Genomic DNA, 22,634 nt, shown 5'->3' with positions numbered 1-22,634 from the left:
AGGAAAGGAATGATCGAGTGAAAGCTGTTAAACAAAGTCTGAAATTCCTTCCGCTAGTCGGAATTTTACTTCTAATTGGGCTGGTTTTTTACGGCCTTCATTTAGGCATCTTTAAATCACCAGCGCTGTTACAAAATTATATCGGGCAATTTGGTGATTGGGGCATTTTACTGTTTATTCTTTTGCAAATTGTACAGGTTATCATTCCAATTTTACCGGGTGGTATTTCCTCAGTAGCCGGTATGCTGCTTTTTGGAAACCTATGGGGCTTATTATACAGTTATATTGGCTTAGTGATTGGCGAAATTTTAGTTTTTGTGCTGGTTCGCCGCTATGGTCATCCTTTTGTGCGACTAATTTTATCAGATAAGAAATACCAATCCTTTGAAAAACTGACCCATCAGGAAAACAATCGCGGTATCAAGAAGCTCTTGATTGTGACTTTACTGATTCCCTTTGCTCCAGATGACCTAGTTTGTTTAGTAGCAGGGATGTCGGCTATTTCCTTTAAAGACTATTTGAAGATTATTATTCTATTAAAGCCCTGGTCGATTGCAGTTTACAGCTATATTTTGGTCTATCTTTTTGAACATAATTTGTTTACCGGCTAAAGCTAAAACCAGAAGATAGCATGTGTTACATAGATGATGACAAACTCGCCATGGAGAAAAAAATCAATAATTAATGAAGCGCTAATCAAAATGTGGAGATATCTTCACATTTTTTTATTTTTAGGACCTGAGACTGATTTTTTTTAATACTATGTAAAGTATAGTATTACTTGTAAGGGGTGAGGCGATGGATAGTCAACTAAAGAAAGGCCTCTTAGAATATTGTATTTTGGCCTTTTTAAATAAAAATGATTCTTACGGCTATCAGATTGTCAAAGAAATCAATCCATTATTAACTATTTCAGAATCGACACTGTATCCAATTTTACGAAGATTAGAAGCTGCCGGAAAAGTTGAAATTTACGCCAAAGCCCATAATGGTCGTCAGCGTAAATATTATCGGATTACGCAGGAGGGACAAGCCAGCGTCAGAAAATTTTTAACTGCTGACTGGCCGCAACTCGAGTTGATTAAAGAGTTTATCGCAGAGCAAAACGTTTAAAAGAACCCTATATGACAGGAGGAAGAAAGATGAATCGAGTAAATTTTATCAAAGCTTTGGCTGAGGAATTAGCCTACCAAGTGCGGCCAAGCGAATTGCATCAAATTATTCAGTACTATGACGAAATAATTGAAGACCTAATGGAGGAAGGGTTCTCTGAAGAACAGGCGGTGGCCAAGCTAGGCTCTCCCCGCAAGCTAGCTTTAGAAGCGACCGGCGAAAAAGAAATTGAAGTCAACCTGCCAATGAGATTTAGTCCACTTGTTATTATTTTATTGATTATTGGGTTCCCACTATGGGGCAGCTTACTATTTGCCGCTTTGATGCTAGTTTTAAGTTTTTACATTGTCCTGTGGTGTGTGCCGTTTATGACAGCTATTTTCGGATTTGCTGGCACCTTTGCCGGCTTCCTCTCAGCTTTAAGCAGTCCTTTGGTGATGATTGGCAGTCTTGGTGTTGGAGTGATTCAATTGGGAACGGGCGTCCTATTTTTCGGACTGGGTCTTTTGAGTTTGGTAGCGACTTATCTGATGAGCGGTTTCTTCTTAAGAGTTACCCGTAAAACATTCATTGTTTTGAAAAACATTCTATTCAAAAGAACAACCAAGGTGGTGCGGGTATGAGAGTCAATAAAAGAAGTTTAATTCAATTTAGTTTTGCAGCAATTGCCATGGGCGTGGCCCTTTGTATAGCGGGTTGGACCTTAAATGGTTTTTCTTGGAACACGGGGAATACTTTTGAAACCCCGTGGTATCAAACAATTCACATTAATCAAGATGAAGGCTTTGGCTTTTTTGCAACCAATGATGTCACAGTAAGTATTTCAGACGACGATTAGAAATTTCGTTAATAAACAAGCTAAATTTTACTACTTGAACTTTACCTAATTTTTGACAATTAGCACCATGTCAAAAAGAAGTTCAAGTGGTTTTTTTCTGTCGGGAAAAATTTTTTTTATAAGAAATTCTTTTTTATCGAGCAGGAAAAGAACTTAACGACTTTTTTTCAAAGAGAAGTGCTAAAATGGATGACAAGGAGGCAAGTTTTATTCTTTCAATTTTTGTCTGGAACTACTTGCCAAAAATCACAATAGTTTCGTTTAAGAAACTGAGATGGGAGCTAGAAGATGTCATTATTTACGGAAACTCTTACCAAGGCGCAACAATTTATGCTGATTCAAGCCTACGCAGATAAAGTTTTAACGGAAGCGGAACTGATGAGCTTTATTTTAATGGAAGCTAAAACTGGTCAGCCGATTATGATTACCGCGACGGATACGTATCAGGTGACGCCGGATTTGGATTTTGATAATTTTTCAGCTGTAAAAACTGCCAATAATCAATGGCAGCTTTTGGCAATCAAAGCTGTTGCTGACACTTTTGAAGTTACACTCAAAAGTGAAACGGATGAAATTGTTTTTAGTTTTTCAAGCTTAGCTGATGCTCAAGACTTTGGGCAGGATTTAAAAGCAATATACAAGGCAGCGACCGATTATGTGGATTAAAATTTCTTTGGCCATTTTAGTGATTCTGCTGATTGCGTTATTTGTTTTAGTCCATGTAATTGCTAAAAAATTAGTACAGATTGCCTTAATCAGAGAAAACACCTGGTATCAAGGAATTGGTCACCGGCAAATGAATCAGGATGCCTTTACTAAAGCTGAAGCGCTAACTGAAGAGGAACATTTAGAAAAACGCCTGGGTGATAGCTTTTGGGAAAGCGGTAAAGAGATTTCTGTGAAAAGTCGTGATGGCTTAACCTTAGTCGGCAAAGCCTTTAATGAAAACCCCAATCGCTGGGTGATTGCTGTTCACGGCTATCGAGCCACCGGCAAAAGGGACATGGCTTATGTGGCTTCTCGTTATGCCAAAGAAGGCTACAGTGTCTTAGTTCCGGATTTGCGGGCCCACGGAGAAAGTGAAGGTCATTATATTGGCATGGGTTGGCTGGATCGTTTAGATTTATTGCAATGGATTGCCTGGATTACCGAAAAATTTCCCAATAGCAAAATTATTTTGCACGGTGGTTCAATGGGGGCCAGCACGATTTTAATGGCCAGTGGCGAACGACTGCCGGAAAATGTTGAACTGCTGATTGCCGACAGCGGCTATGCTTCAGTCTATCAAGAATTTCGACATGTCTTACAGGAAAATTTGCGGCTGCCTCAAAGGTTTCTTTTGCCCTCAGCCAATCGGATTGCAAAAAAAATGGCCGGCTACTCGTTGATTCAAGCCTCAGCCGTGAAACAATTAGGCAGCAATCATCTGCCTTTACTGGTGATTCACGGAGAAGCTGATAAATTTGTGCCGATTGAAGCGGCCGGTGAAATAATTCGTGCCAGTGCCGGTCCCAGTCAATTTTTAGCTATCCCTGAGGCCAGTCATTTGACCGGTATGACGGTGGCGCCAACAAAATATTGGCAGACTATTTTTTCCTTTATCAAAAATTACCAGAAATAGAAAAATAACCATTTTTTTGTGAGAGTAAAACGCAAATAAGACTAATTATTTTCTAGAAACACATATTATTTGCTTGATTCTTCAGAAGTTGCTAAAATAACACTAAGTTGTTTAATTGTGATGGATCTAACTTGTTACTTTTGGACAATTTTCTGATTCAGCGAATGGTTCTTGGCCCAGCGCTCCATCAAGCGCAGCTTATTGAAGAGGACTGTCTGCCAGAAAAGATCAACTTGAAGGAGTGGAGTCAATGGACGGAAGCAAATTGAATGACAAACCAGTTACTGAAACAGAATTATTGGCACAAGGCTATCGCAAGTATAGCGGCGAAGGTATCGACATTTTTTATAACAAGGATGTTTGTGCCCACATCGGCAATTGTGTGCGGGGCAATGGCGAGGTTTTTGAAGTTGGTCGCCGGCCGTGGATTATTGCTGATAATGGCAGCGTGGAAAATGATATCGAAGTCATTAATACTTGTCCCAGCGGTGCTTTAAAATACATTCGAAAGGAAGTTAAATAAAATGGAAATCAAAGAAGAAAAAAATCGTTTCGCTCTTTACAATGACAACAATGAAGAAATCGGAGAAATGACTTGGTCAGATGCTGGCGAAGACATTATGATTATCGATCATACCTTCGTTGACCCAACTTACCGTGGTCAAAAATTAGCTGAAAAATTAGTTTTAAACGGCGTTGAAAAAGCTCGCCGTGACAATAAAAAAATTATTCCTCTATGCCCATTTGCTAAAAAAGAATTTGATACTAAACCTGAATACGCAGATGTCCGTAAATAAGTAGTTCAATAGTAATTTGCGCCAGCAACTTTTAAAGTTGCTGGTTTTTTTATTGTTGTCGTTTTCACCCAGAAATATCCCTGCAAAATATCAAATGCTATAACAACTACTCAACGTCAATATTTCCCTACTTAAAGGCACTTAGTTTTCAAAAAAAACTTTCGCTTTTTTCTATTTTTAATACTAGCTAGTTGAAAATTAATTTCTTAAAACTTCCCTTACTGAAAAACTCTATTTTGCAACTTTGAGATTAAAGTTTAAAATAGTGCGCTCAAAAATTCCTGAAACTAACATGAGCTTGTCATCCAAAAAATTATTTTTAAAGCTCTGATTCTGCATTAAATTGAATATTTATAACTGAAAAAAGCTATTTAGAAAACATAACATGAGTTTTGCAATAAGTAGAAAACCTTTGTTCTGAAAAGAAAAAATTTTCTGAAAATAATTGACAACGATTGATTTCCGTGATAATTTTAGAAAAATGAAATGGAGGTTAGAAATAAATGAGTAATGCATTTGATATAAAAGAGAAAAATCTTTTCGAAGCAGCGGCCGAACTTCAAGATGAGCTTTCAGATATGCGGCGCCACTTGCATAAAAATCCAGAAATTGGTTTAGAGTTGCCACAAACTGTCGCCTATGTGAAAAATAAATTGGTTGCCTTGGGAATTGAAGCCGAAGAAGTTGGCGGTGGTCTTGTGGTGACAATCGGTAGTGGCGAAAAATGTTTTTTGATCCGTGGCGATATGGACGCTCTACCGATTCAAGAAGAGAGCGGAGTAGATTTTAGTTCAACAAATGAAAATATGCACGCCTGCGGACATGATTTTCATACAACGATGCTCTTTGGAGCGGCTAAATTATTGAAGGCCAATGAAGATAAGTTACAAGGACAGGTTAAATTAATGTTTCAACCGGGGGAAGAAATTCTTGCGGGCGCCAAGGCCATGGTAGAGGCTGGCGTTTTAGAAAATCCGACTGTTGATGCTGGCATGATGATTCATGTCTTTCCCGGTTTTCCAATTAAAAGCGGCATCGTTTTAGTTCCTTCGGCGGGTCCTTTTGCTTCAACTTCTGATTGGTTTGAAATTAAAATCCAAGGGCGGGGCGGACATGCCGCGACCCCTGAGGTAACAGTTAATCCATTGACCATCATGAGTCACATTCACTTGGCCTTGCACAATTTGGAGGCAAGAGAAATTTCTATGTATGACAGTGCAGTGATTTCAACGACTATTATGAATGGTGGCGTCGTGGACAATGCGATTCCGGACACTGCTTACATGAAAGGCTCGATTCGGACCTTTGATCCAGCAGTGCGGGAATATATTTTTAAACGGATTCCTGAGATTGCCGAAGGTGTCGCCCAGACTTTTGGCGGCTCTGTCGAAGCCCAAATAATTATTGGCTGTCCAACTGTCGAAGTCGACCACGAAGTAACAGAAAGTTTGCGGACTATTTTAGAAACAGAATTTCCTGGTGAGATTGCCAATCCGCTAGAGGTGGGTCTGAATAAATTAGGAGGCTCTGAAGATTTTTCTTACGTCACACAAGAAGTGCCGTCTTCGATGTTAATTTTAGCAGCTGGCCATAGTGAAGAGGGGTATCTGCATTCTGTTCATCATCCGAAAGTTTTATTTGATGAAGCTGTCTTATCAAAAGGTGCCGCAGTTTACGCAGTATCGGCAATGGAGTGGCTGGCTCAAAACAGCAAATAGTAAAATGAAAAAATTTACACAAGGAGTGTTGAAAAATGGAATTTTTAACAATAGCAAACGGGTTGCCGATGTTGATTTTATGTGGCGCAATCGTTGTCGTAGTTTTATGTCAACCGGTCATTATGAGTTTGATGGCTCGCAGGCGGGCTTTAGCGATTGGTTTAACCGATAGTGATATGAAAAAAGTGGTCAAGAGTACGGCTTTATTTTCAATTATTCCCTCTATTCCCGTCTTAGCTAGTTATCTGCTGTTGATTCCAGCCTTAGGCGATTATTTTCCCTGGATGCGTTTGAGTGTTGTTGGATCAGTCAGCTATGAAACAACAGTTGCAACGATGGCCGCCAACGCCTTTGGTTATGATAATATTTACAATACGGATTTTCCAGTAGGCATCTTTTTTGCCATTTTATTAATTTTGACATTGGGGATTTTAGGTGGAAATATTTTTAATCTAATTTTCCTGAAAAGCTATGACAATGGCGTCAAAAAATTAATGAACCGCAACGCAATGATGATTCCCATGATAACTAGCGGAATTTTCGTCGCCTTATACGCTGTTTTTTCAGCACCAACTTTGACCAACTTTGGCAATCCAGTGGCAATCTTGACCTTCGTCGTTGCTGGTGGAGCGGCCTTATTAGTTCAAAAAATTGCCAAGAGCCATCCTAAACTGAAGGAACATTCTTTTTCAATCAGCTTAATTGCTGGGATGGTCGCTGCCTGTGCCTTTAATCCGTTTTTTAGCTAGGAGGAATCAAGATGGAAGAAACTAAAAAATTTAATAATCAAATTCACCAGGCTGGCCGGATTACTGTTTTTATCGCCCTTGTCTGTTTTATTAGCTTACCGATTATTTTATCAACCATATATGGAACAAGTCTAAATATTGGTGAGGTGTTGCAAAATGCCCTGCCAATCATGCTGATGTTCACAGTTGTGGGGTTAAGCGAAAACTTAGCTTACACGCCTTTAATTGGACCGGGCGCTTTGTATATTGCTTGTGTTACCGGTGATTTATCGAATATGAAGGTGCCAGCATCAAAAAATGCCATGGAATTATTAAATGCCACAGCAGGAACAGAAAAAGGTAATTTAATTTCGATTTTGGCAGTTTCCACTTGTACAGTGGTGACAACCGGTCTGGCATTTTTAGGAATGCTGTTTTTAGCACCAATCATTGAACCAATCTACAACAATGTTTATATCAATCCAGCCTTTGCCAATCTCTTACCGGCAATCTTTGGCGCCTTAATCGTGCCGACACTTTTTAGCAATTTGAAAATTAATTTGCCGATTTTTATTTTGCCAATTATTATTATGCTGGCATTTGGTTCAGAATTTTTCAGTAGTAATCAAGGCTATATTTTACTGTTTTGTGCGGTAATTGGTGCTGGCTTTAGTTACTTTGCTGGGAAGTCTGGCCAAGTTGATTTAGATGCAATCGCCGAAGCAGAAAAAAATATGTCGGCTGATTAAAAAAAGCAAGCGTAGGAATCGTTAAAAAAATGTGGGAACTCTATTAGTTGTCAGTATCTGCAATTTTTTTGAAAGCTGGTAATTTAAATAAGTTTATGCTAAAGTATACTAGATGAATTCTGAGAGAAGGAGGCTAGTCACTTGAGTCTGTATAATTTTATTTTAGGGGTCGTCTTGGTGCTATCGGTAATTATTATTATCACAGTTATGATGCAGCCAAGTAAACAAAATAGCGCAGCCAGTGCTTTTACCGGCGGTGCGGATCAACTTTTTGGTAAACAAAAAGCTCGAGGTTTTGAAGCTGTCATGCAGCGGACAACAGCTGTTTTAGGAGCAATCTGGTTGATTTTACTTTTTGTTTTAGTGTACTTATCTTCCAATTAAAGTAAACTTTTTTCTGAGGATTCAGTAGTCTAGGCTGCTGGTCCTTTTTTTTCGCTTGAAAGCTAGCGTTTTCTGCCTGATTTTTGCTGAAGTATGATAGAATGTTTGTTTGAAAGGTGGCAATTTATCTCATGAAATTAGGCTTACCCAAACCACTATTTAGCCCGAAAGATTCCCGGGCGGTAATTTTATTACATGCATACTCAGGCAGCTCAAATGACGTTCGGATGCTGAGCCGCTTTTTAGAAAATGCCGATTATACGGTTTATTCGCCAATTTTTTCTGGTCATGCGACATTGGACCCGTTGGATATTTTAAATCAATCCGTGGCGGCTTGGGAAGAAGATACCCGTAAAGCTCTTGAATTTTTGAAAAGTAAAGGTTACCAAGAAATTGCCATTTTCGGACTGTCGATGGGAGGTGTCTTTGCCACCAGAGCGCTAGAATGGTCTGATGAGAGTATTGTCGGAGGCGGTTTTTTCTGTTCACCAATTTTCCCAGTTAAGACCACAATACCAGAAAATTTTTTAGTGTACGCAGAAAATGTTTTACGACGGGCTGGACTATCGAGCTCAGAAAGAAATCAAAAATTAACTGAATATCAACCTCTAATTAATCAACAGCTGCAAGCCATCGAAGAAATGTCGCAGGTAGCAGCTAGTGAACTGGACAAAATCCGGCAGCCGCTTTTTATGGCTCAAGCAGGTCAAGATGAAATGATTGATGCCACTGGCGTGTTTAAAACAGCAGCAGCCTTGACTGATAAACGCTTTGAATTACAGTGGTATCCAGAGAGCGGCCATGTGATTACCGTTGGGCCAGATCGGCGAAAATTAGAAGTGGATGTTTTAAACTTTATTAATAAATTAAGTTGGAAAGAGGAATAAATGACAATTAAGGAAAGAATTATCTGCTACATGGCAGAGCAAAAGAAAAGCAGCTTTTCCATGGAGCAATTAGCTGAAGGCTTACAGCTACAAAAAAGCCAAGATTACAAACTGTTAGTGCAAACAATCGCTTCTATGGAACGAGAAGGCACGATTGAATTTACAAAAAAAGGAAAATTGCGCTTACCAATTGCACCTATTTTAATAGAAGGAACTTTTCGCAGAAATGAACGAGGCTTCGGTTTTGTAACGATTGATCCCGAAGAAGACGATGTTTATATTTCAAAGGAAAGCACCGGCTATGCAATGGATGGCGACACAGTGGCCATTGATATTATCAAAACCGCCAATCAATTAGAAGGGCGGGGAGCTGAAGGCAAGGTCGTTGAAATTCGGCAGCGGGCAGCGCAACAGCTTGTCGGCGAGTTTGTTGCTTACAATCAAAATGAAATTGATGAGACGGATTTATACGGCGTGGTCCTGCCCAAAGATAAAAAAATGCAGGGCTTTAAAGTCTATATCGCTGCTGAAGGAATTCAGCCGGCTGATGGCAGCATTGTGATTGTCGAAATCAGTCATTTCCCCGAAAAAGGGTATGCCAGCAGTTTGGAGGGCATCGTAAAATCAGTTGTCGGTCATAAAAATGATCCAGGGATGGACATCATGGCGATTATCGTTGCCAACGGGATACCGACAAAATTTCCCGATGAGGTGCTAGCTGAAGCTGATGCCGTACCTAATCAAATTAGTGAGACAGATTTAGTTGGTCGCAGAGATTTGCGGGATCAAATGATTGTCACGATTGACGGAGCCGACGCTAAAGATTTAGATGATGCCGTAACTGTTAAAAAGTTAGCCAACGGCAATTTCTTTTTGGGTGTGCATATCGCAGACGTTTCTTATTATGTGACAGAAGGCAGCCAATTAAATGCTGAAGCCTTTGAACGAGGCACCAGCGTGTATTTAACCGACCGAGTGATTCCGATGATTCCTCAGCGGTTGTCCAATGGCATTTGTTCTTTAAATCCTCAAGTGCCACGGCTGACTTTAAGCTGTGAAATGGAAATTAATCCGCAAGGACAAGTTGTTCATCACGAAATTTTCCAAAGTGTAATCCAGACTACCGCCCGCATGACTTATGCGGCGGTCAATGAAATTTTAGAAGAACAAAATCCTGAAACGATGACAGAATATCAAGCCTTAGTGCCGATGTTTCAAGAAATGGCAGAGCTGCATCAGCTTTTAGAAGCGATGCGCGTCAAGCGTGGGGCGATTGCTTTCGATGATAATGAAGCCAAAGTTTTAGTGGATGAAAATGGTCGTCCGTTGGATATCGTGTTACGCTCTCGGGGCGTTGGTGAACGGCTGATTGAATCTTTCATGCTGGCGGCTAATGAAACAGTGGCGCAGCATTTTGCCAGTCTTAAGCTGCCATTTATCTATCGGGTGCACGAACAGCCCAAGGAAGAAAAAATGCAGCGTTTCTTCGAGTTTGCTTCGGCTTTTGGCATTTTAGTTAAAGGTAATAAAGAAGATATTACTCCGAAGGCTTTGCAAAAGGTAATTGATGAGGTCGCCGAAAAACCAGAAGCGGCAGTTATCAATATGATGCTCTTAAGAAGTATGCAACAAGCCCGTTATTCAGAAGATAATTTGGGCCATTACGGGTTAGCAGCGACTTATTATACGCATTTTACATCGCCAATTCGCCGTTATCCTGATTTAATCGTTCATCGTTTGATTCGTGTTTACAGTCAAACAAATGATGAAGCGACACAAGCTAAATGGGCAGAAATGCTACCGGAAATTGCTAATCAATCTTCTAAAATGGAACGGCGAGCAGTCGACGCTGAACGGGAAGTTGACGCTTTGAAGAAGGCTGAATTTATGGCGGAACACGTTGGTGAAGAATTTGACGGAGTTATCAGCTCGGTCACGAAATTTGGTCTGTTTGTCGAACTGCCTAACACCATTGAAGGCTTGATTCATATCAACGCTTTAAAAGATGATTACTATGTCTTTATTGAAAATCATTTGGCCTTAGTCGGTGAGCGTACACGCCAGACCTTTAAGATAGGTCAGCAGGTGAAAATTAAAGTCACCAAGTCTGATCCTGAGACTCGGGAAATTGATTTTGAATTAGTCTCAGCTGAAGAAGTCGAGGCTGTCGCCATTCCGAAAGGCGGTCAAAATCACCGGCAGCGGCGCCAAGATGATCGGCGGGAAAAATCAGGTTCCAAGCAACGGAATAAAAAGAATAAAGGTAAAAATGCCAAAGGGCCGGCTGGTAAAAATCAGCAGGGCAAGAAAAATGACCCTAAGGGCGGCAAAGGCAAGAAGGGGAAAAAATCGCCCTTCTATTCCAAAGTTGCAAAAGGTAAGAAAAAAAAGAACTAAGGCTGTCAGATTCGCTAAAAAAATCGAATTTATCTAATTCTTTTTTAGGAAAGTTCTCTTTTTAGAGAGGAGCTTTCCGCTGAGAAGCGGCCAAAATAAAAAGAGAGTAGCTGTTTTATAGGATTTTTTTATTAGTTAAATGACAATATAAAATTTTGAAATCAATAAGTTAAAAAAGCAAGGATGTGAAATGAAATGCCAAAAGGAGAAGGCAAGCTGATTGCCCAGAATAAAAAAGCAAGACATGACTATAGTATTATTGATACGATAGAAGCAGGGATTGTCCTACAGGGGACGGAAATCAAATCCATCCGCAACGGTCGGATTAATTTAAAAGATGGCTTTGCCCGCGTGCGTAATGGGGAAGTTTATCTGTTGAATGTCCACATTAGCCCTTATGAACAGGGGAATATTTTTAATCATGATCCCTTAAGAACCAGAAAGCTTTTGATGCACCGCAAGCAAATCGACCGTTTAATCGGGGAAACCAAAAATACCGGGGTAACCTTAGTTCCGTTAAAAGTCTATTTAAAAAATGGCTTTGCAAAAGTTTTAATCGGGATTGCCAAGGGTAAAAAACAATATGATAAACGGGAAGATTTGAAGCGAAAAGATATCAATCGTGAAATCAGCCGCACATTGAAAAACTACGGTCGTTAAGCTTAGTTGCTGTGAATATTCTTTTTCGCATATTTTTTAGAAAATGCTTAACCTTTTTTCAAAAATTTGCTAGCATACAGTTATCTTGGAATGTTTTCTAACATTTTCACAAGCTGTTTTCATAGGCTTTCTCAGCATTTTTTTGACACTTGGAGACAACTGTAAAAAAACTGTCTTTTTTCATGAAAATCTTTTGAAATTTATTTTTGACAGTGGTATTATAGCCAGTGGTTATCAAGTGGTGAGAAAAAAGTAAATAAGCTTGATCAACAACGACTTCTTGCTTTATAGAAGCCTTAAGAGGGAAAGAGGTGAAATGAGTTGGAAGAAAAATCACTAACCTTTAAATTTATGGGAATTTGGTTTGATGGTACGGTCACCTTAATGGTTCTTTTGACCTGTGCAATTGTCTTTTTCACGGTTTTCTTTTTCACTAGAAAGCTGGAACTGAAACCAAAGGGCAAGCAAAATGCCATCGAGTGGGTGATTGACTTTGTCCGCAATATTATTTCCGATAATATGCCCAGCAAAGAAATCACAAACCTACATTTATTAGCCTTCACTTTTTTCATGTTTGTCTTTGTGGCAAATATTATTGGGCTGATGACTAAAATTGTCTTACCAGGCGATATTTCCGTTTGGAAGAGTCCCACGGCAGATCCTTATGTCACATTGACCTTAGCACTTATAGTTATTGTACTATCGAATTTCTTAGGGACTGAACGTTTTGGATTTAAAGGTTACATTAAAAACAGTTATTTTAAACCAGTTGCTTTTCTTTTTCCGGTGAAGATCCTGGAGGAATTTACCAATGTCATCACATTGGGCTTACGGCTTTACGGAAATATCTACGCTGGTGAAGTACTGTTAACCCTAATTGCGAAGATGTTTCTCAGTCTTGGCTGGTTAAGTCTTCCTTTAGCAGTACCGCTGGAAATGATTTGGATCGCCTTTTCAATCTTTATCGGTGCGATTCAAGCCTATGTCTTTGTCACTTTAGCAATGGTTTATATTAGTCATAAGATTGAAGCAGAAGAGTAAAAAATAAACAGAGAATTCAGGAGGAACAAAAAATGGATGGATTAAATTATATCGCAGCAGCAATCGCAATCGTAGGTGCCGCAATCGGTGCCGGTTATGGTAATGGACAAGTTATTTCTAAAACAATCGAATCAATGGCACGCCAACCAGAAATGGCCGGCCAATTGCGTTCAACAATGTTTATCGGTGTAGGTCTAGTCGAAGCGGTGCCAATTTTGGGTGTCGTTATTGCCTTAATTCTAGTTTTCGCCGTTTAATTGCAGAACTTTGAAGAAAGGCAGCTGTCTGGTAAAACCACCCGGCATGACTGCTTTTCTTACTTTGTCAAATGAAAATGGATGAAAAACAGAGAGGAAGAGAAGGATGTTGAATTTTGTATTATTATCTGCGACGCCTAACGGAACCTTTGGTAATATCCTGGTGGTTTCATTATCATTCTTGATCCTAATGCTTCTTTTAAAGAAATTTGCATGGGGTTCGATTGTCAACATTATGAAACAACGGGAAGATAAAATCGCCAATGACTTAGATTCTGCCGAACAATCCCGCCTTTCTGCAGCCCAGCTGGAAAAAGAAAGAGAAACGCAATTAAATAATTCGCGCTCTGATGCAGCAGATATTATCAAAAATGCCAAAGAAAACGGTGAGTTAAGCCGCCAGAACATTTTAAAAGAAACCAAAGCGGAAGTTAGCCGCTTAAAAGAAAAAGCCGAAAGCGACATCACGCAAGAAAGAGAAACGGCCTTAGCGAATGTCAAAGATGAAGTCGCCGATCTTTCCCTTCAGTTAGCTTCGAAAATTCTGGAAAAAGAATTGTCGCCGGAAGCACATGAAGCCTTGATTTCCCAATATATCGAAGGTTTAGGCTCAGCAAATGAAACTAGATAAATTCACAGTCGGCAAACGCTATGGCAAAGCCTTGTTCGAATTGGCGACAGAACAAAATGCTGTAGAAGCAATTTATCAAGACTTGCTTGAGTTACGCAAAGTCTACGAAATTCTGCCGGATGTCGGCAATATTTTAAGCGATGCCCGTTTGGAGCCTGACGAAAAAAGAAAAATTATGGATTCGCTGGTGAATAATTTCTCCGGAACTATTTATAATTTTTTGGAAGTTGTCTATAACTACAATCGGATGAATGATTTACCCTTAATGATTGATGAGTTTGAGAGACGCTATGATGAGATGCAGGGCGTGATTTTAGGAACAGTCACAACTGCTGTTCCCTTAAATGATGCGGATAAAGTCAAAATTGAAACGAAAATTGCGACGATTTTAGGCTATCAAAAGGCGGAATTAACCGCCATCGTGAATCCCAGCATTTTAGGCGGCGTTGTCGTTGAAGCTGAACACAAAGTAATTGATGGCAGTATTCAAACGAGATTGGAAAACATCAAGAACCTATTAAGAAAATAGACACAGAGGTGAAAGAAATGGCCATCAAAGCTGAAGAAATCAGTGCCTTAATAAAAGAGCAGATTCAAAACTATCAGCACGAACTGTCAGTGGAGGAAGTCGGCACTGTCACCTATGTTGGTGATGGGATTGCCCGTGCCCACGGTTTGGAAAATGCCATGAGTGGCGAACTTCTTGAATTTTCAAATGGAAGTTACGGCATGGCACAAAACTTAGAAACAAATGACGTCGGAATTATTATTCTCGGCGATTTTGAAACCATTCGTGAAGGCGATAAAGTCAAACGAACAGGAAAAATTATGGAAGTACCAGTCGGCGATGGGTTAATCGGCCGGGTAGTAAATCCATTAGGCCAGCCAGTTGACGGCTTGGGGGAAATTAAATCTGACCGGACTCGGCCAGTGGAAGCCTTAGCACCAGGGGTTATGCAACGGAAATCCGTTAATGAACCAATGCAAACAGGTTTAAAAGCGATTGATGCTTTAGTTCCAATCGGTCGTGGCCAACGGGAATTAGTTATCGGTGACCGGAAGACCGGGAAAACTTCAATTGCCATTGATACAATCATCAACCAACAAGGGCAAGATGTGATTTGTATCTATGTTGCCATCGGTCAAAAAGAATCAACGGTCCGTTCGCAAGTAGAAACACTGCGCAAATATGGTGCACTAGATTACACCATCGTTGTGACAGCCAGCGCATCTCAACCAGCACCATTACTTTATATCGCTCCATATGCAGGCACTGCGATGGGTGAAGAATTTATGTATAACGGCAAACACGTTTTAATCGTCTTTGATGATTTATCCAAACAAGCGGTTGCCTATCGGGAACTTTCATTACTATTGAGACGGCCACCAGGTCGGGAAGCTTATCCAGGGGATGTTTTCTATTTGCATTCTCGTCTATTAGAACGGGCTGCTAAATTAAGTGATGAACTAGGCGGCGGTTCTATGACTGCTCTACCTTTCGTTGAAACTCAAGCCGGCGACATCTCCGCTTATATTCCAACTAATGTAATTTCGATTACTGATGGCCAAATCTTTTTAGAAAACGATTTGTTCTATTCTGGGACTAGACCAGCCGTTGATGCGGGACTTTCTGTCTCACGGGTTGGTGGTTCAGCACAAATTAAGGCAATGAAAAAAGTTGCCGGTACTTTACGTTTGGACTTAGCCAGCTATCGGGAATTAGAAGCCTTTACGCAATTTGGTTCTGATTTGGATGCAGCGACTCAAGCAAAATTAAATCGTGGTCGGCGGACTGTGGAAATTTTGAAACAAAAATTGCATGCGCCACTGCCTGTTGAAAAACAAGTGGTCATTTTATACGCTTTGACCCACGGCTTTTTAGACAGTATTCCAGTCAATAAAATTTTAGAGTTTGAATCAGCTTTATTTGAATACTTCGATGCCAATCATGCAGATTTATTTATGACGATTCGCGAAACCAAGGATTTGCCAGACGAAGCCCAGTTGGATGCAGCGATTAAAGAATATCGGGATATCTTCACCGCTTCTAATACGAAGACGCAGACAGCTGAAGACAAATTGAAATCAATTCAAAATTCATAGAGAGGTGAAAACAAATGGCCTCATTAAATGAAATTAAACAACGAATTGCTTCTACTAAAAAAACCAGCCAAATTACCAGAGCCATGCAAATGGTTTCGGCGGCTAAGTTAACTAAGTCGGAAGCCTCTTCGCAAAAGTTTCAAGAGTATGCTTCTAAGGTGCGAGAAATTGTGACCCATTTATCTGCACAAGCATTGACCGATTTAGGGGACACCTCCAGTGATACTGTAAATGCGATGCTCAATGCTCGGCCGGTTAAAAAGACCGGCTACATTGTCATCACTTCTGACGGTGGTCTTGTGGGGGGCTATAATAGTTCAATTTTGAAGCAGACGATGACGATGCTAAATGACGATCATGATTCACAGGATGAGTACGTTTTGATTGCCATCGGCGGAACCGGCGCTGATTTTTTTAAAGCTCGCGGCTATAACTTAGCTTACGAATTACGGAATCTAACCGATCAACCAAGCTTTGAAGAAGTGCGTAAAATTGTCTCAATGGCAACCAGCATGTATCAAAGTGAAGTTTTCGATGAATTATATGTCTGTTACAACCACCACATCAATTCTTTGACCAGTCAATTTCGTGTTGAAAAAATGCTGCCGATTTCCGATTTGGACCCGGGTGAAGCGCAAAAATATGAACAAGAATATATTTTTGAACCTTCAAAAATTGCCATTTTAGAAGAATTGCTACCGCAGTATGCGGAAAGTTTAATTTACGGGGCAATTGTCGATGCCAAGACCGCTGAACATGCGGCCGGCATGACGGCGATGAAAACCGCTACTGATAATGCCTCAAATATTATTGGTGATTTAACAATTTCCTATAACCGTGCCCGACAAACAGCAATCACACAAGAAATCACCGAGATTGTTGCTGGTGCGGCTGCCTTAGAATAACGTTTGGAATGGAGGATGAGTCATGAGCTCAGGAAAAATTGTCCAAGTAATCGGCCCCGTTGTAGACGTGGAATTTTCTTTGGATCAATCTTTACCAGATATTAACAATGCCCTTGTGGTCTATAAAAATGATGCAAATAAACAAAAAGTTGTCCTAGAAGTTGCCCTAGAACTAGGTGACGGTGTGATTCGTTCCATCGCCATGGAGTCCACTGATGGATTGCAGCGGGGGATGGAAGTAATTGACACAGGAAAATCAATTACTGTGCCAGTGGGGGAAGATACTTTAGGCCGCGTCTTTAACGTTTTAGGTGAAACCATTGACCTGCAGGAACCTTTTCCAGCAGATGCAAAACGAGATGGCATTCACAAAACGGCGCCGACTTTTGAAGAATTAAGTACCAGTAGCGAAGTTTTAGAAACTGGGATTAAAGTAATCGATCTCTTAGCACCTTATTTAAAAGGTGGAAAGGTTGGTTTATTCGGTGGTGCTGGTGTTGGTAAAACCGTTTTAATTCAAGAACTGATTCATAATATTGCTCAGGAACATGGTGGAATTTCCGTATTTACCGGTGTTGGTGAACGGACTCGTGAAGGAAATGACTTGTATTATGAAATGAAAGACTCTGGCGTAATTGAAAAAACAGCCATGGTTTTTGGCCAAATGAATGAACCGCCTGGTGCCCGGATGCGGGTTGCTTTAACCGGTTTAACCATTGCTGAATATTTCCGTGACGTCGAAGGCCAAGATGTACTTTTATTTATCGACAATATTTTCCGCTTCACGCAAGCGGGTTCCGAAGTTTCGGCCTTATTAGGTCGGATGCCGTCAGCCGTTGGGTATCAGCCAACATTGGCAACTGAGATGGGTCAATTGCAAGAACGGATTACTTCAACTAAAAAAGGTTCGATTACCTCGATTCAAGCGATTTATGTACCGGCGGATGACTATACTGACCCGGCTCCGGCAACAGCCTTCGCCCATTTAGATGCAACGACGAATTTGGAACGTAAATTAACTGAACAAGGGATTTATCCAGCCGTTGATCCATTGGCTTCATCCTCTAGTGCCTTGGCACCAGAAATTGTCGGCGATGAACATTATCAAACAGCGACCGAAGTCCAACGGGTTTTACAGCGCTATCGTGAACTACAAGATATTATTGCCATCTTAGGGATGGATGAATTATCCGATGATGAAAAAGTTTTAGTTGCCAGAGCTCGCCGGATTCAATTTTTCTTATCACAAAACTTTAACGTGGCAGAACAATTTACCGGTCAACCCGGCTCTTACGTGCCGGTTGCTGAAACGGTCAAAGGCTTCAAAGCAATTTTGGATGGACAATATGATGATCTACCTGAAGAAGCTTTCCGCAGCGTCGGTAAAATTGAAGATGTTGTTGAAAAAGCCAAAACTTTAGGCTACTAGAAAGAGGTGCCCCATGAGTGACAATTTTTTAACCGTCAATGTGGTAACCCCAAACGGCATTGTCTATGACCATCACGCTGTTATTGTCGTTGCCAGAACCACTGAAGGGGAACTGGGGATTTTGCCGAACCACGTTCCGATTATCGCTCCTTTAGCGATTGACGAAGTGCGGGTGAAACGGACGGACTCTGATAGTCATGTGGACTGGATTGCTGTCAATGGCGGAATTTTAGAATTCCGCGACAATGTTCTCTCGATTGTGGCCGATAGTGCCGAGCGGGAGCGGGACATTGATGTTTCACGGGCTGAACGAGCTCGTCAGCGGGCTGAGAAGCTCATTGAAGAGGCTAAGGCTCATGAAAACGTCGATGAACTCCGCCGAGCGACGGTTGCCTTACATCGAGCTATTAATCGAATCAATGTTTCAAAACATAGTTAATATTCAATGAAACTGCTGCATCAGCTTTTTAAAAATAAAATTGTGCTTCTCAGCTTGCCGGAGAGTTTGACCTCTGGCATTAAGCTTGACTTGCTAAAATTTTATTTTCGAAGGCTGCTGCAGCATTTTTTGTTAGAAATAATAAAGTCCTAAACTGTTATCTTATCTTCTCAAATAAAACAATTTTTAGATTAATCTCTGAGATAATTTACATCCTTCAAAAAAATTTTCTTAGAGGAAAAAGCTGTAGAATAGGGCTTTTATGAGGAATCAAGCTTGATTTTAAAAAAATTAGTCCTCTGAAAATTAGAAAAAAGCTGTTTTTTTTAAACAAATGAACTGTAAACGTTTTCAAAGGGGCGGAATCAATGCTATAATATTCTGGTAAGGACTGATGAAAGACTAAAGGAAATCTCATCCATCAAGCAGGTAATTGGATTTGCAGTTAAAAAGGAGGAAAGGGAAAAGTTAATTGCCATTTTTCAATGGGTGTTTTCCGAATTTTCAAATGGGGGAGGCTTGCAGCAAAATATTCGTAACGGACTTTTTAGGTAATTTTTTGATTGAAATATTATTTAATTGAGGAGGTTATATTTATGAATAGTCCTGTATTTGGTGAATTTATTGGAACCTTTGTCCTGATTTTATTTGGGTCAGGCGTCGGAGCTTCCACATCTTTAAAGAAAACCTTGGCAAAAGGCGCTGGTCATGATTGGCTGTATGTGGCATTTGGCTGGGGGGTTGCCGTTATGTTGGGGGTTTATACCAGTGGCTTCTTCGGCTCACCTGGTCATTTAAATCCGGCAGTAACAATCGGCTTTGCTGTTAATGGAACGTTTGAGTGGGGACAAGTAGTACCATTTATTTTAGCTCAAGTTGCTGGTGCTTTTGTTGGTGCCCTACTGGCAGCGATTCAATTCTGGCCACACTTTAAAGAAACCAAAACAGATGAAGGCAACAGTGTCGGTATTTTTGCAACTGGCCCTGCAATTCCTAATACTTTATTTAATTTACTGAGTGAAATTATCGCAACCTTTGCCTTTGTATTAAGTATTCAAGTGTTACCTGCTAGCGATATGCCAGTGGGACTGCAACCGCTTGTATTAGTCTTTGTCTTAGTCGCAATTGCTCTGTCATTAGGTACCACGACCGGTTATGCCATTAACCCTGCTCGTGACTTTGGTCCACGGTTAATGTATGCGCTGATGCCAATTCCTAATAAAGGCGGCGCTAATTGGGGCTATGCTTGGATTCCAATTGTGGGTCCAATTGTGGGTGCCTGTTTAGCGACACTATTAATTGCTGCACTAAGTTAGTTGAGAAAAAATAAGAATGCGGATTACCAATGGTATTAAGCAAGAATGCTTACCACGTAATCGGCAAATATCATTTGGTTTATGAGCCCTTTTAACTAAGGGCTTTTTATTTTTCATAAGAAAGTCTAAATTTTAGTTTAACCCTTCACAAAGGCTCTTCAATAATTTCTCGCAAAAAAATTGCAGAAAAGACAAAATACCGCTTCTATTATCACAATTATTAAAAGATTTGTGAATAATGTATTGAATTATAGTGGAAACTATCAGGAGAAGAAACAATTTTATTTTTTTTCAATTTATGTTATTATGCTAATGTTAAAGTTTTTTAAAAGAGATTGAGGTGAGTCGATGTTGCAGGTGTACGGGATTGATGCGCTAGTGAGAATAATTTCCCATATCGCATTTATTTACCTGACTTTTTGGGCATTAGGTTCACTGAGAATCGATCAATTTTTTAAGGCTTACCAAACCACTCAAGTTAGAATGGTAATTGTTCTTTTTTCAATTGTCATCGGCTACCAAGCGAGTTCCTTTTTTCTAGAGGTCATCGCATTGTGCCGTAATATTTTTTTGAGTGGACTAAGTTAATTAAATTTGTTGCCAGAAATGGCTTAGATTCAGTGATGAGTCTCTTTGGAGGGAATTTAGATGGAACAAATTTTTGTTCAAGGTGGAAATCAATTAAAAGGTAACGTGAAAATTGAGGGAGCAAAAAATGCCGTGTTGCCAATTCTAGCGGCAACTTTATTAGCAGAAGAAGGCCAAACAACTTTAAGAAATGTACCAATTCTTTCAGATGTTTTTACCATGAACCAAGTGATTCGTCATTTAAACGTTGATGTTGACTTTAATGAAGCTGACAACGAAGTAATTATTGATGCCAGCCGTCAATTAGAAATTGAAGCACCCTACGAATATGTCAGCCAAATGCGGGCATCAATCGTTGTGATGGGACCTTTATTAGCTAGAAACGGTCATGCCAAAGTTGCCATGCCTGGTGGTTGCGCCATCGGCAAACGACCAATTGATTTACACTTGAAGGGATTTCAAGCACTAGGAGCAAAAATTGTTCAAAAGAATGGTTACATCGAAGCCATTGCCGATCAATTAATCGGCAATTCAATCTATTTAGATTTTCCAAGTGTCGGCGCCACACAAAACATTATGATGGCAGCGGTCAAAGCCAAAGGTACGACAATCATTGAAAATGTCGCTAGAGAACCTGAAATTGTTGACCTAGCGAATGTCTTAAATAAAATGGGCGCTCGTGTTTACGGCGCAGGTACTGAAACAATGCGAATTGAAGGTGTGGAACATTTACACGCAGTTCAACATTCAATCGTGCAAGATCGAATTGAAGCGGGAACATTTATGGTTGCTGCGGCAATGACAGAAGGCAACGTCTTAATTGAAGGCGCAATTTCTGAGCATAATCGTCCACTGATTTCAAAATTAACTGAAATGGGCGCTTCAATTACCGAAGAAGAAGATGGCTTACGGGTTATTGGACCAAAAGTTATTAAAGCGACGGATGTAAAAACAATGCCTCACCCTGGTTTCCCAACTGATATGCAAGCACAGATGACAGCAATCCAATTAGTTGCTGAAGGTGTCAGCACAGTCACAGAAACTGTTTTTGAAAATCGTTTCCAACACTTAGAAGAATTGCAACGCATGAACGCTCATGTGCAATTTGATGGCAATTCAGCCATGATTACTGGCGGACATCAACTGCAAGGGGCCGAAGTTGCTGCCACTGATTTGAGAGCTGCTGCGGCTTTGATTTTAGCTGGCCTGCGGGCTACTGGTGTAACTCGTGTGCGCAATTTAAACTATTTGGACCGGGGTTATTATAAATTCCACGAAAAATTACAAAAATTAGGTGCGAATGTTGAACGGGTGGATTTAGATGCACCAGCAACAACGAAAACAACTGTTACCGTCTAAGAATAGGAGTATCACATGAAAGTTAGAGGATATATCATCTCAACGCTATTGAAAATTATCTTAGTGATTGTTTTGATGGCTGTCTTTTTCGCAATCGGCGCCATGATTGGTTTCGGACCTATCGGCGGTAGAAATGCGACAGGAGTCTTCAGTGGGGACTTATGGAACCACATCCTAGCTTTTTTCTAAGCGACTTTTAACTGTCTGCGGTCCCCTGACAGACTGGTTTCAAATGGTAAATCTTCTTCTATACTACTTGGAAGAACGTGATTACCAATTTTGAAAATCAGTTACAGGCGGCCGCAGTTTTTTTATGAAGAAGGGATTGCAATGAAAAAAATCTTAATTGCTTTAGTTCATGGCTATCAGCGGTTTATCTCACCGCTAACGCCGCCTAGCTGTCGATATTATCCGACCTGCTCTAATTATATGATTGAAGCGGTCCAGGTCCACGGCGCTTTTAAAGGATTTTTGATGGGAATGTCACGGATTCTGCGGTGCCATCCTTTCCATAAGGCGGGTTTTGATTATGTTCCGCAAAAATTTTCCCTTAAACAAAATCTCGTTGATCGGGAACGCCCTGATTATCATCAGCACAATCATTAACTCTCTGCGAAAAGCGCAGAGAGTTTTTTTGTCATTTTTATGAAAAAGCAATTATTTGAAGGTGATGG

At 40.3% G+C, this 22,634-nt stretch carries 28 protein-coding genes; all 28 read left to right on the top strand.

Features of this window, described 5'->3' with window-relative positions; all coding sequences use genetic code 11:
• Positions 1 to 17 precede the first annotated feature (17 nt).
• The 28 genes from ACYSNU_RS13805 (at position 18) to yidD (ending at position 22,566) form a co-directional block, all read left to right on the top strand.
• Positions 18 to 611 carry a TVP38/TMEM64 family protein gene (locus ACYSNU_RS13805; protein WP_461737778.1) on the top strand — a complete coding sequence of 198 codons (594 nt, stop codon included), beginning with the start codon at positions 18 to 20 and terminating at the stop codon, positions 609 to 611.
• Between the two features lie 187 nt (positions 612 to 798).
• Positions 799 to 1,113: a PadR family transcriptional regulator gene (locus ACYSNU_RS13800; RefSeq protein WP_265459029.1), complete on the top strand. Its 315-nt coding sequence runs from the start codon at positions 799 to 801 to the stop codon at positions 1,111 to 1,113.
• 29 nt (positions 1,114 to 1,142) lie between these two features.
• Entirely contained in the window at positions 1,143 to 1,736 is a 594-nt protein-coding gene (locus tag ACYSNU_RS13795; RefSeq protein WP_461737777.1) for a DUF1700 domain-containing protein, read from the top strand.
• Positions 1,733 to 1,951: a hypothetical protein gene (locus ACYSNU_RS13790; protein ID WP_461737776.1), complete on the top strand. Its 219-nt coding sequence runs from the start codon at positions 1,733 to 1,735 to the stop codon at positions 1,949 to 1,951. The genes ACYSNU_RS13795 and ACYSNU_RS13790 overlap by 4 nt, the downstream gene beginning before the upstream one ends.
• Before the next feature lie 288 nt (positions 1,952 to 2,239).
• Positions 2,240 to 2,617, top strand: a complete 378-nt coding sequence (locus tag ACYSNU_RS13785) for a hypothetical protein (protein ID WP_461737775.1) — start codon at positions 2,240 to 2,242, stop codon at positions 2,615 to 2,617.
• Positions 2,607 to 3,572, top strand: coding sequence for an alpha/beta hydrolase (locus tag ACYSNU_RS13780; RefSeq protein WP_461737774.1), 966 nt, complete (start codon positions 2,607 to 2,609; stop codon positions 3,570 to 3,572). The genes ACYSNU_RS13785 and ACYSNU_RS13780 overlap by 11 nt, the downstream gene beginning before the upstream one ends.
• A 250-nt stretch (positions 3,573 to 3,822) precedes the next feature.
• A complete protein-coding gene (locus tag ACYSNU_RS13775) occupies positions 3,823 to 4,095 on the top strand; it encodes a (4Fe-4S)-binding protein (RefSeq protein ID WP_265459034.1) in 273 nt (90 codons plus the stop codon).
• A gap of 1 nt (position 4,096) precedes the next feature.
• Positions 4,097 to 4,369: a GNAT family N-acetyltransferase gene (locus tag ACYSNU_RS13770; protein ID WP_265459035.1), complete on the top strand. Its 273-nt coding sequence runs from the start codon at positions 4,097 to 4,099 to the stop codon at positions 4,367 to 4,369.
• A gap of 503 nt (positions 4,370 to 4,872) precedes the next feature.
• Positions 4,873 to 6,087 (top strand): M20 metallopeptidase family protein, encoded by a 1,215-nt coding sequence (locus ACYSNU_RS13765; protein ID WP_461737773.1) that lies wholly within the window; start codon positions 4,873 to 4,875, stop codon positions 6,085 to 6,087.
• A 35-nt stretch (positions 6,088 to 6,122) separates the two neighbouring features.
• Complete coding sequence (locus ACYSNU_RS13760; RefSeq protein ID WP_265459037.1) at positions 6,123 to 6,836, top strand: DUF5058 family protein; 714 nt, start codon at positions 6,123 to 6,125, stop codon at positions 6,834 to 6,836.
• An 11-nt stretch (positions 6,837 to 6,847) separates the two neighbouring features.
• Positions 6,848 to 7,564 (top strand): hypothetical protein, encoded by a 717-nt coding sequence (locus tag ACYSNU_RS13755; RefSeq protein ID WP_461737772.1) that lies wholly within the window; start codon positions 6,848 to 6,850, stop codon positions 7,562 to 7,564.
• A 147-nt stretch (positions 7,565 to 7,711) separates the two neighbouring features.
• The gene (gene secG / locus ACYSNU_RS13750) at positions 7,712 to 7,948 is read left to right on the top strand and encodes a preprotein translocase subunit SecG (RefSeq protein ID WP_265459232.1); all 237 of its coding nucleotides are present in this window, start codon (positions 7,712 to 7,714) and stop codon (positions 7,946 to 7,948) included.
• Positions 7,949 to 8,079: 131 nt separating this feature from the next.
• Positions 8,080 to 8,835, top strand: a complete 756-nt coding sequence (locus tag ACYSNU_RS13745; protein ID WP_461737771.1) for an alpha/beta hydrolase — start codon at positions 8,080 to 8,082, stop codon at positions 8,833 to 8,835.
• On the top strand, positions 8,836 to 11,232 hold the full coding sequence (rnr, locus tag ACYSNU_RS13740; protein ID WP_461737770.1) for a ribonuclease R: 2,397 nt from the start codon (positions 8,836 to 8,838) through the stop codon (positions 11,230 to 11,232). It begins immediately after the preceding gene.
• A gap of 195 nt (positions 11,233 to 11,427) precedes the next feature.
• Entirely contained in the window at positions 11,428 to 11,892 is a 465-nt protein-coding gene (smpB, locus tag ACYSNU_RS13735) for an SsrA-binding protein SmpB (protein WP_461737769.1), read from the top strand.
• 321 nt (positions 11,893 to 12,213) lie between these two features.
• Positions 12,214 to 12,933 carry a F0F1 ATP synthase subunit A gene (gene atpB / locus ACYSNU_RS13730; protein ID WP_265459042.1) on the top strand — a complete coding sequence of 240 codons (720 nt, stop codon included), beginning with the start codon at positions 12,214 to 12,216 and terminating at the stop codon, positions 12,931 to 12,933.
• A 32-nt stretch (positions 12,934 to 12,965) separates the two neighbouring features.
• Positions 12,966 to 13,190, top strand: a complete 225-nt coding sequence (gene atpE / locus ACYSNU_RS13725; protein WP_265459043.1) for an ATP synthase F0 subunit C — start codon at positions 12,966 to 12,968, stop codon at positions 13,188 to 13,190.
• Between the two features lie 106 nt (positions 13,191 to 13,296).
• A complete protein-coding gene (atpF, locus tag ACYSNU_RS13720) occupies positions 13,297 to 13,821 on the top strand; it encodes a F0F1 ATP synthase subunit B (RefSeq protein ID WP_265459044.1) in 525 nt (174 codons plus the stop codon).
• Positions 13,808 to 14,350, top strand: a complete 543-nt coding sequence (gene atpH, locus ACYSNU_RS13715) for an ATP synthase F1 subunit delta (protein ID WP_461737768.1) — start codon at positions 13,808 to 13,810, stop codon at positions 14,348 to 14,350. The genes atpF and atpH overlap by 14 nt, the downstream gene beginning before the upstream one ends.
• 17 nt (positions 14,351 to 14,367) lie before the next feature.
• Positions 14,368 to 15,924 (top strand): F0F1 ATP synthase subunit alpha, encoded by a 1,557-nt coding sequence (gene atpA, locus ACYSNU_RS13710; protein ID WP_461737767.1) that lies wholly within the window; start codon positions 14,368 to 14,370, stop codon positions 15,922 to 15,924.
• Positions 15,925 to 15,938: 14 nt separating this feature from the next.
• The gene (locus ACYSNU_RS13705) at positions 15,939 to 16,829 is read left to right on the top strand and encodes a F0F1 ATP synthase subunit gamma (RefSeq protein WP_461737766.1); all 891 of its coding nucleotides are present in this window, start codon (positions 15,939 to 15,941) and stop codon (positions 16,827 to 16,829) included.
• A gap of 22 nt (positions 16,830 to 16,851) precedes the next feature.
• Positions 16,852 to 18,258, top strand: coding sequence for a F0F1 ATP synthase subunit beta (atpD, locus tag ACYSNU_RS13700; RefSeq protein WP_461737765.1), 1,407 nt, complete (start codon positions 16,852 to 16,854; stop codon positions 18,256 to 18,258).
• A gap of 13 nt (positions 18,259 to 18,271) precedes the next feature.
• The gene (locus ACYSNU_RS13695; RefSeq protein WP_461737764.1) at positions 18,272 to 18,697 is read left to right on the top strand and encodes a F0F1 ATP synthase subunit epsilon; all 426 of its coding nucleotides are present in this window, start codon (positions 18,272 to 18,274) and stop codon (positions 18,695 to 18,697) included.
• Between the two features lie 596 nt (positions 18,698 to 19,293).
• Entirely contained in the window at positions 19,294 to 20,013 is a 720-nt protein-coding gene (locus ACYSNU_RS13690; protein WP_461737763.1) for an MIP/aquaporin family protein, read from the top strand.
• A 351-nt stretch (positions 20,014 to 20,364) separates the two neighbouring features.
• Positions 20,365 to 20,601 (top strand): DUF1146 family protein, encoded by a 237-nt coding sequence (locus tag ACYSNU_RS13685; protein WP_461737936.1) that lies wholly within the window; start codon positions 20,365 to 20,367, stop codon positions 20,599 to 20,601.
• 60 nt (positions 20,602 to 20,661) lie between these two features.
• Entirely contained in the window at positions 20,662 to 21,960 is a 1,299-nt protein-coding gene (murA, locus tag ACYSNU_RS13680; RefSeq protein WP_461737762.1) for a UDP-N-acetylglucosamine 1-carboxyvinyltransferase, read from the top strand.
• Positions 21,961 to 21,975: 15 nt separating this feature from the next.
• A complete protein-coding gene (locus ACYSNU_RS13675; protein ID WP_265459052.1) occupies positions 21,976 to 22,149 on the top strand; it encodes a DNA-directed RNA polymerase subunit beta in 174 nt (57 codons plus the stop codon).
• A gap of 141 nt (positions 22,150 to 22,290) precedes the next feature.
• A complete protein-coding gene (yidD, locus tag ACYSNU_RS13670; RefSeq protein WP_461737761.1) occupies positions 22,291 to 22,566 on the top strand; it encodes a membrane protein insertion efficiency factor YidD in 276 nt (91 codons plus the stop codon).
• The last annotated feature ends 68 nt before the right edge of the window (positions 22,567 to 22,634 follow it).

This window comes from Enterococcus sp. LJL120, from assembly GCF_054871765.1.
The sequence above is the reverse complement of the archived record's forward strand: the minus strand, read 5'-3'. Positions and strand labels throughout refer to the sequence as shown.

Bases quoted from the DNA above. Each gene is read 5' to 3' on its own strand.
- ACYSNU_RS13800 (WP_265459029.1), top strand. From the start codon at position 799: ATGGATAGTCAACTAAAGAAAGGCCTCTTAGAATATTGTATTTTGGCC.
- ACYSNU_RS13795 (WP_461737777.1), top strand. From the start codon at position 1,143: ATGAATCGAGTAAATTTTATCAAAGCTTTGGCTGAGGAATTAGCCTAC.
- ACYSNU_RS13790 (WP_461737776.1), top strand. From the start codon at position 1,733: ATGAGAGTCAATAAAAGAAGTTTAATTCAATTTAGTTTTGCAGCAATT.
- ACYSNU_RS13785 (WP_461737775.1), top strand. From the start codon at position 2,240: ATGTCATTATTTACGGAAACTCTTACCAAGGCGCAACAATTTATGCTG.
- ACYSNU_RS13780 (WP_461737774.1), top strand. From the start codon at position 2,607: ATGTGGATTAAAATTTCTTTGGCCATTTTAGTGATTCTGCTGATTGCG.
- ACYSNU_RS13775 (WP_265459034.1), top strand. From the start codon at position 3,823: ATGGACGGAAGCAAATTGAATGACAAACCAGTTACTGAAACAGAATTA.
- ACYSNU_RS13770 (WP_265459035.1), top strand. From the start codon at position 4,097: ATGGAAATCAAAGAAGAAAAAAATCGTTTCGCTCTTTACAATGACAAC.
- ACYSNU_RS13765 (WP_461737773.1), top strand. From the start codon at position 4,873: ATGAGTAATGCATTTGATATAAAAGAGAAAAATCTTTTCGAAGCAGCG.
- ACYSNU_RS13760 (WP_265459037.1), top strand. From the start codon at position 6,123: ATGGAATTTTTAACAATAGCAAACGGGTTGCCGATGTTGATTTTATGT.
- ACYSNU_RS13755 (WP_461737772.1), top strand. From the start codon at position 6,848: ATGGAAGAAACTAAAAAATTTAATAATCAAATTCACCAGGCTGGCCGG.
- ACYSNU_RS13745 (WP_461737771.1), top strand. From the start codon at position 8,080: ATGAAATTAGGCTTACCCAAACCACTATTTAGCCCGAAAGATTCCCGG.
- rnr (WP_461737770.1), top strand. From the start codon at position 8,836: ATGACAATTAAGGAAAGAATTATCTGCTACATGGCAGAGCAAAAGAAA.
- smpB (WP_461737769.1), top strand. From the start codon at position 11,428: ATGCCAAAAGGAGAAGGCAAGCTGATTGCCCAGAATAAAAAAGCAAGA.
- atpE (WP_265459043.1), top strand. From the start codon at position 12,966: ATGGATGGATTAAATTATATCGCAGCAGCAATCGCAATCGTAGGTGCC.
- atpF (WP_265459044.1), top strand. From the start codon at position 13,297: ATGTTGAATTTTGTATTATTATCTGCGACGCCTAACGGAACCTTTGGT.
- atpH (WP_461737768.1), top strand. From the start codon at position 13,808: ATGAAACTAGATAAATTCACAGTCGGCAAACGCTATGGCAAAGCCTTG.
- atpA (WP_461737767.1), top strand. From the start codon at position 14,368: ATGGCCATCAAAGCTGAAGAAATCAGTGCCTTAATAAAAGAGCAGATT.
- ACYSNU_RS13705 (WP_461737766.1), top strand. From the start codon at position 15,939: ATGGCCTCATTAAATGAAATTAAACAACGAATTGCTTCTACTAAAAAA.
- atpD (WP_461737765.1), top strand. From the start codon at position 16,852: ATGAGCTCAGGAAAAATTGTCCAAGTAATCGGCCCCGTTGTAGACGTG.
- ACYSNU_RS13695 (WP_461737764.1), top strand. From the start codon at position 18,272: ATGAGTGACAATTTTTTAACCGTCAATGTGGTAACCCCAAACGGCATT.
- ACYSNU_RS13690 (WP_461737763.1), top strand. From the start codon at position 19,294: ATGAATAGTCCTGTATTTGGTGAATTTATTGGAACCTTTGTCCTGATT.
- murA (WP_461737762.1), top strand. From the start codon at position 20,662: ATGGAACAAATTTTTGTTCAAGGTGGAAATCAATTAAAAGGTAACGTG.
- ACYSNU_RS13675 (WP_265459052.1), top strand. From the start codon at position 21,976: ATGAAAGTTAGAGGATATATCATCTCAACGCTATTGAAAATTATCTTA.
- yidD (WP_461737761.1), top strand. From the start codon at position 22,291: ATGAAAAAAATCTTAATTGCTTTAGTTCATGGCTATCAGCGGTTTATC.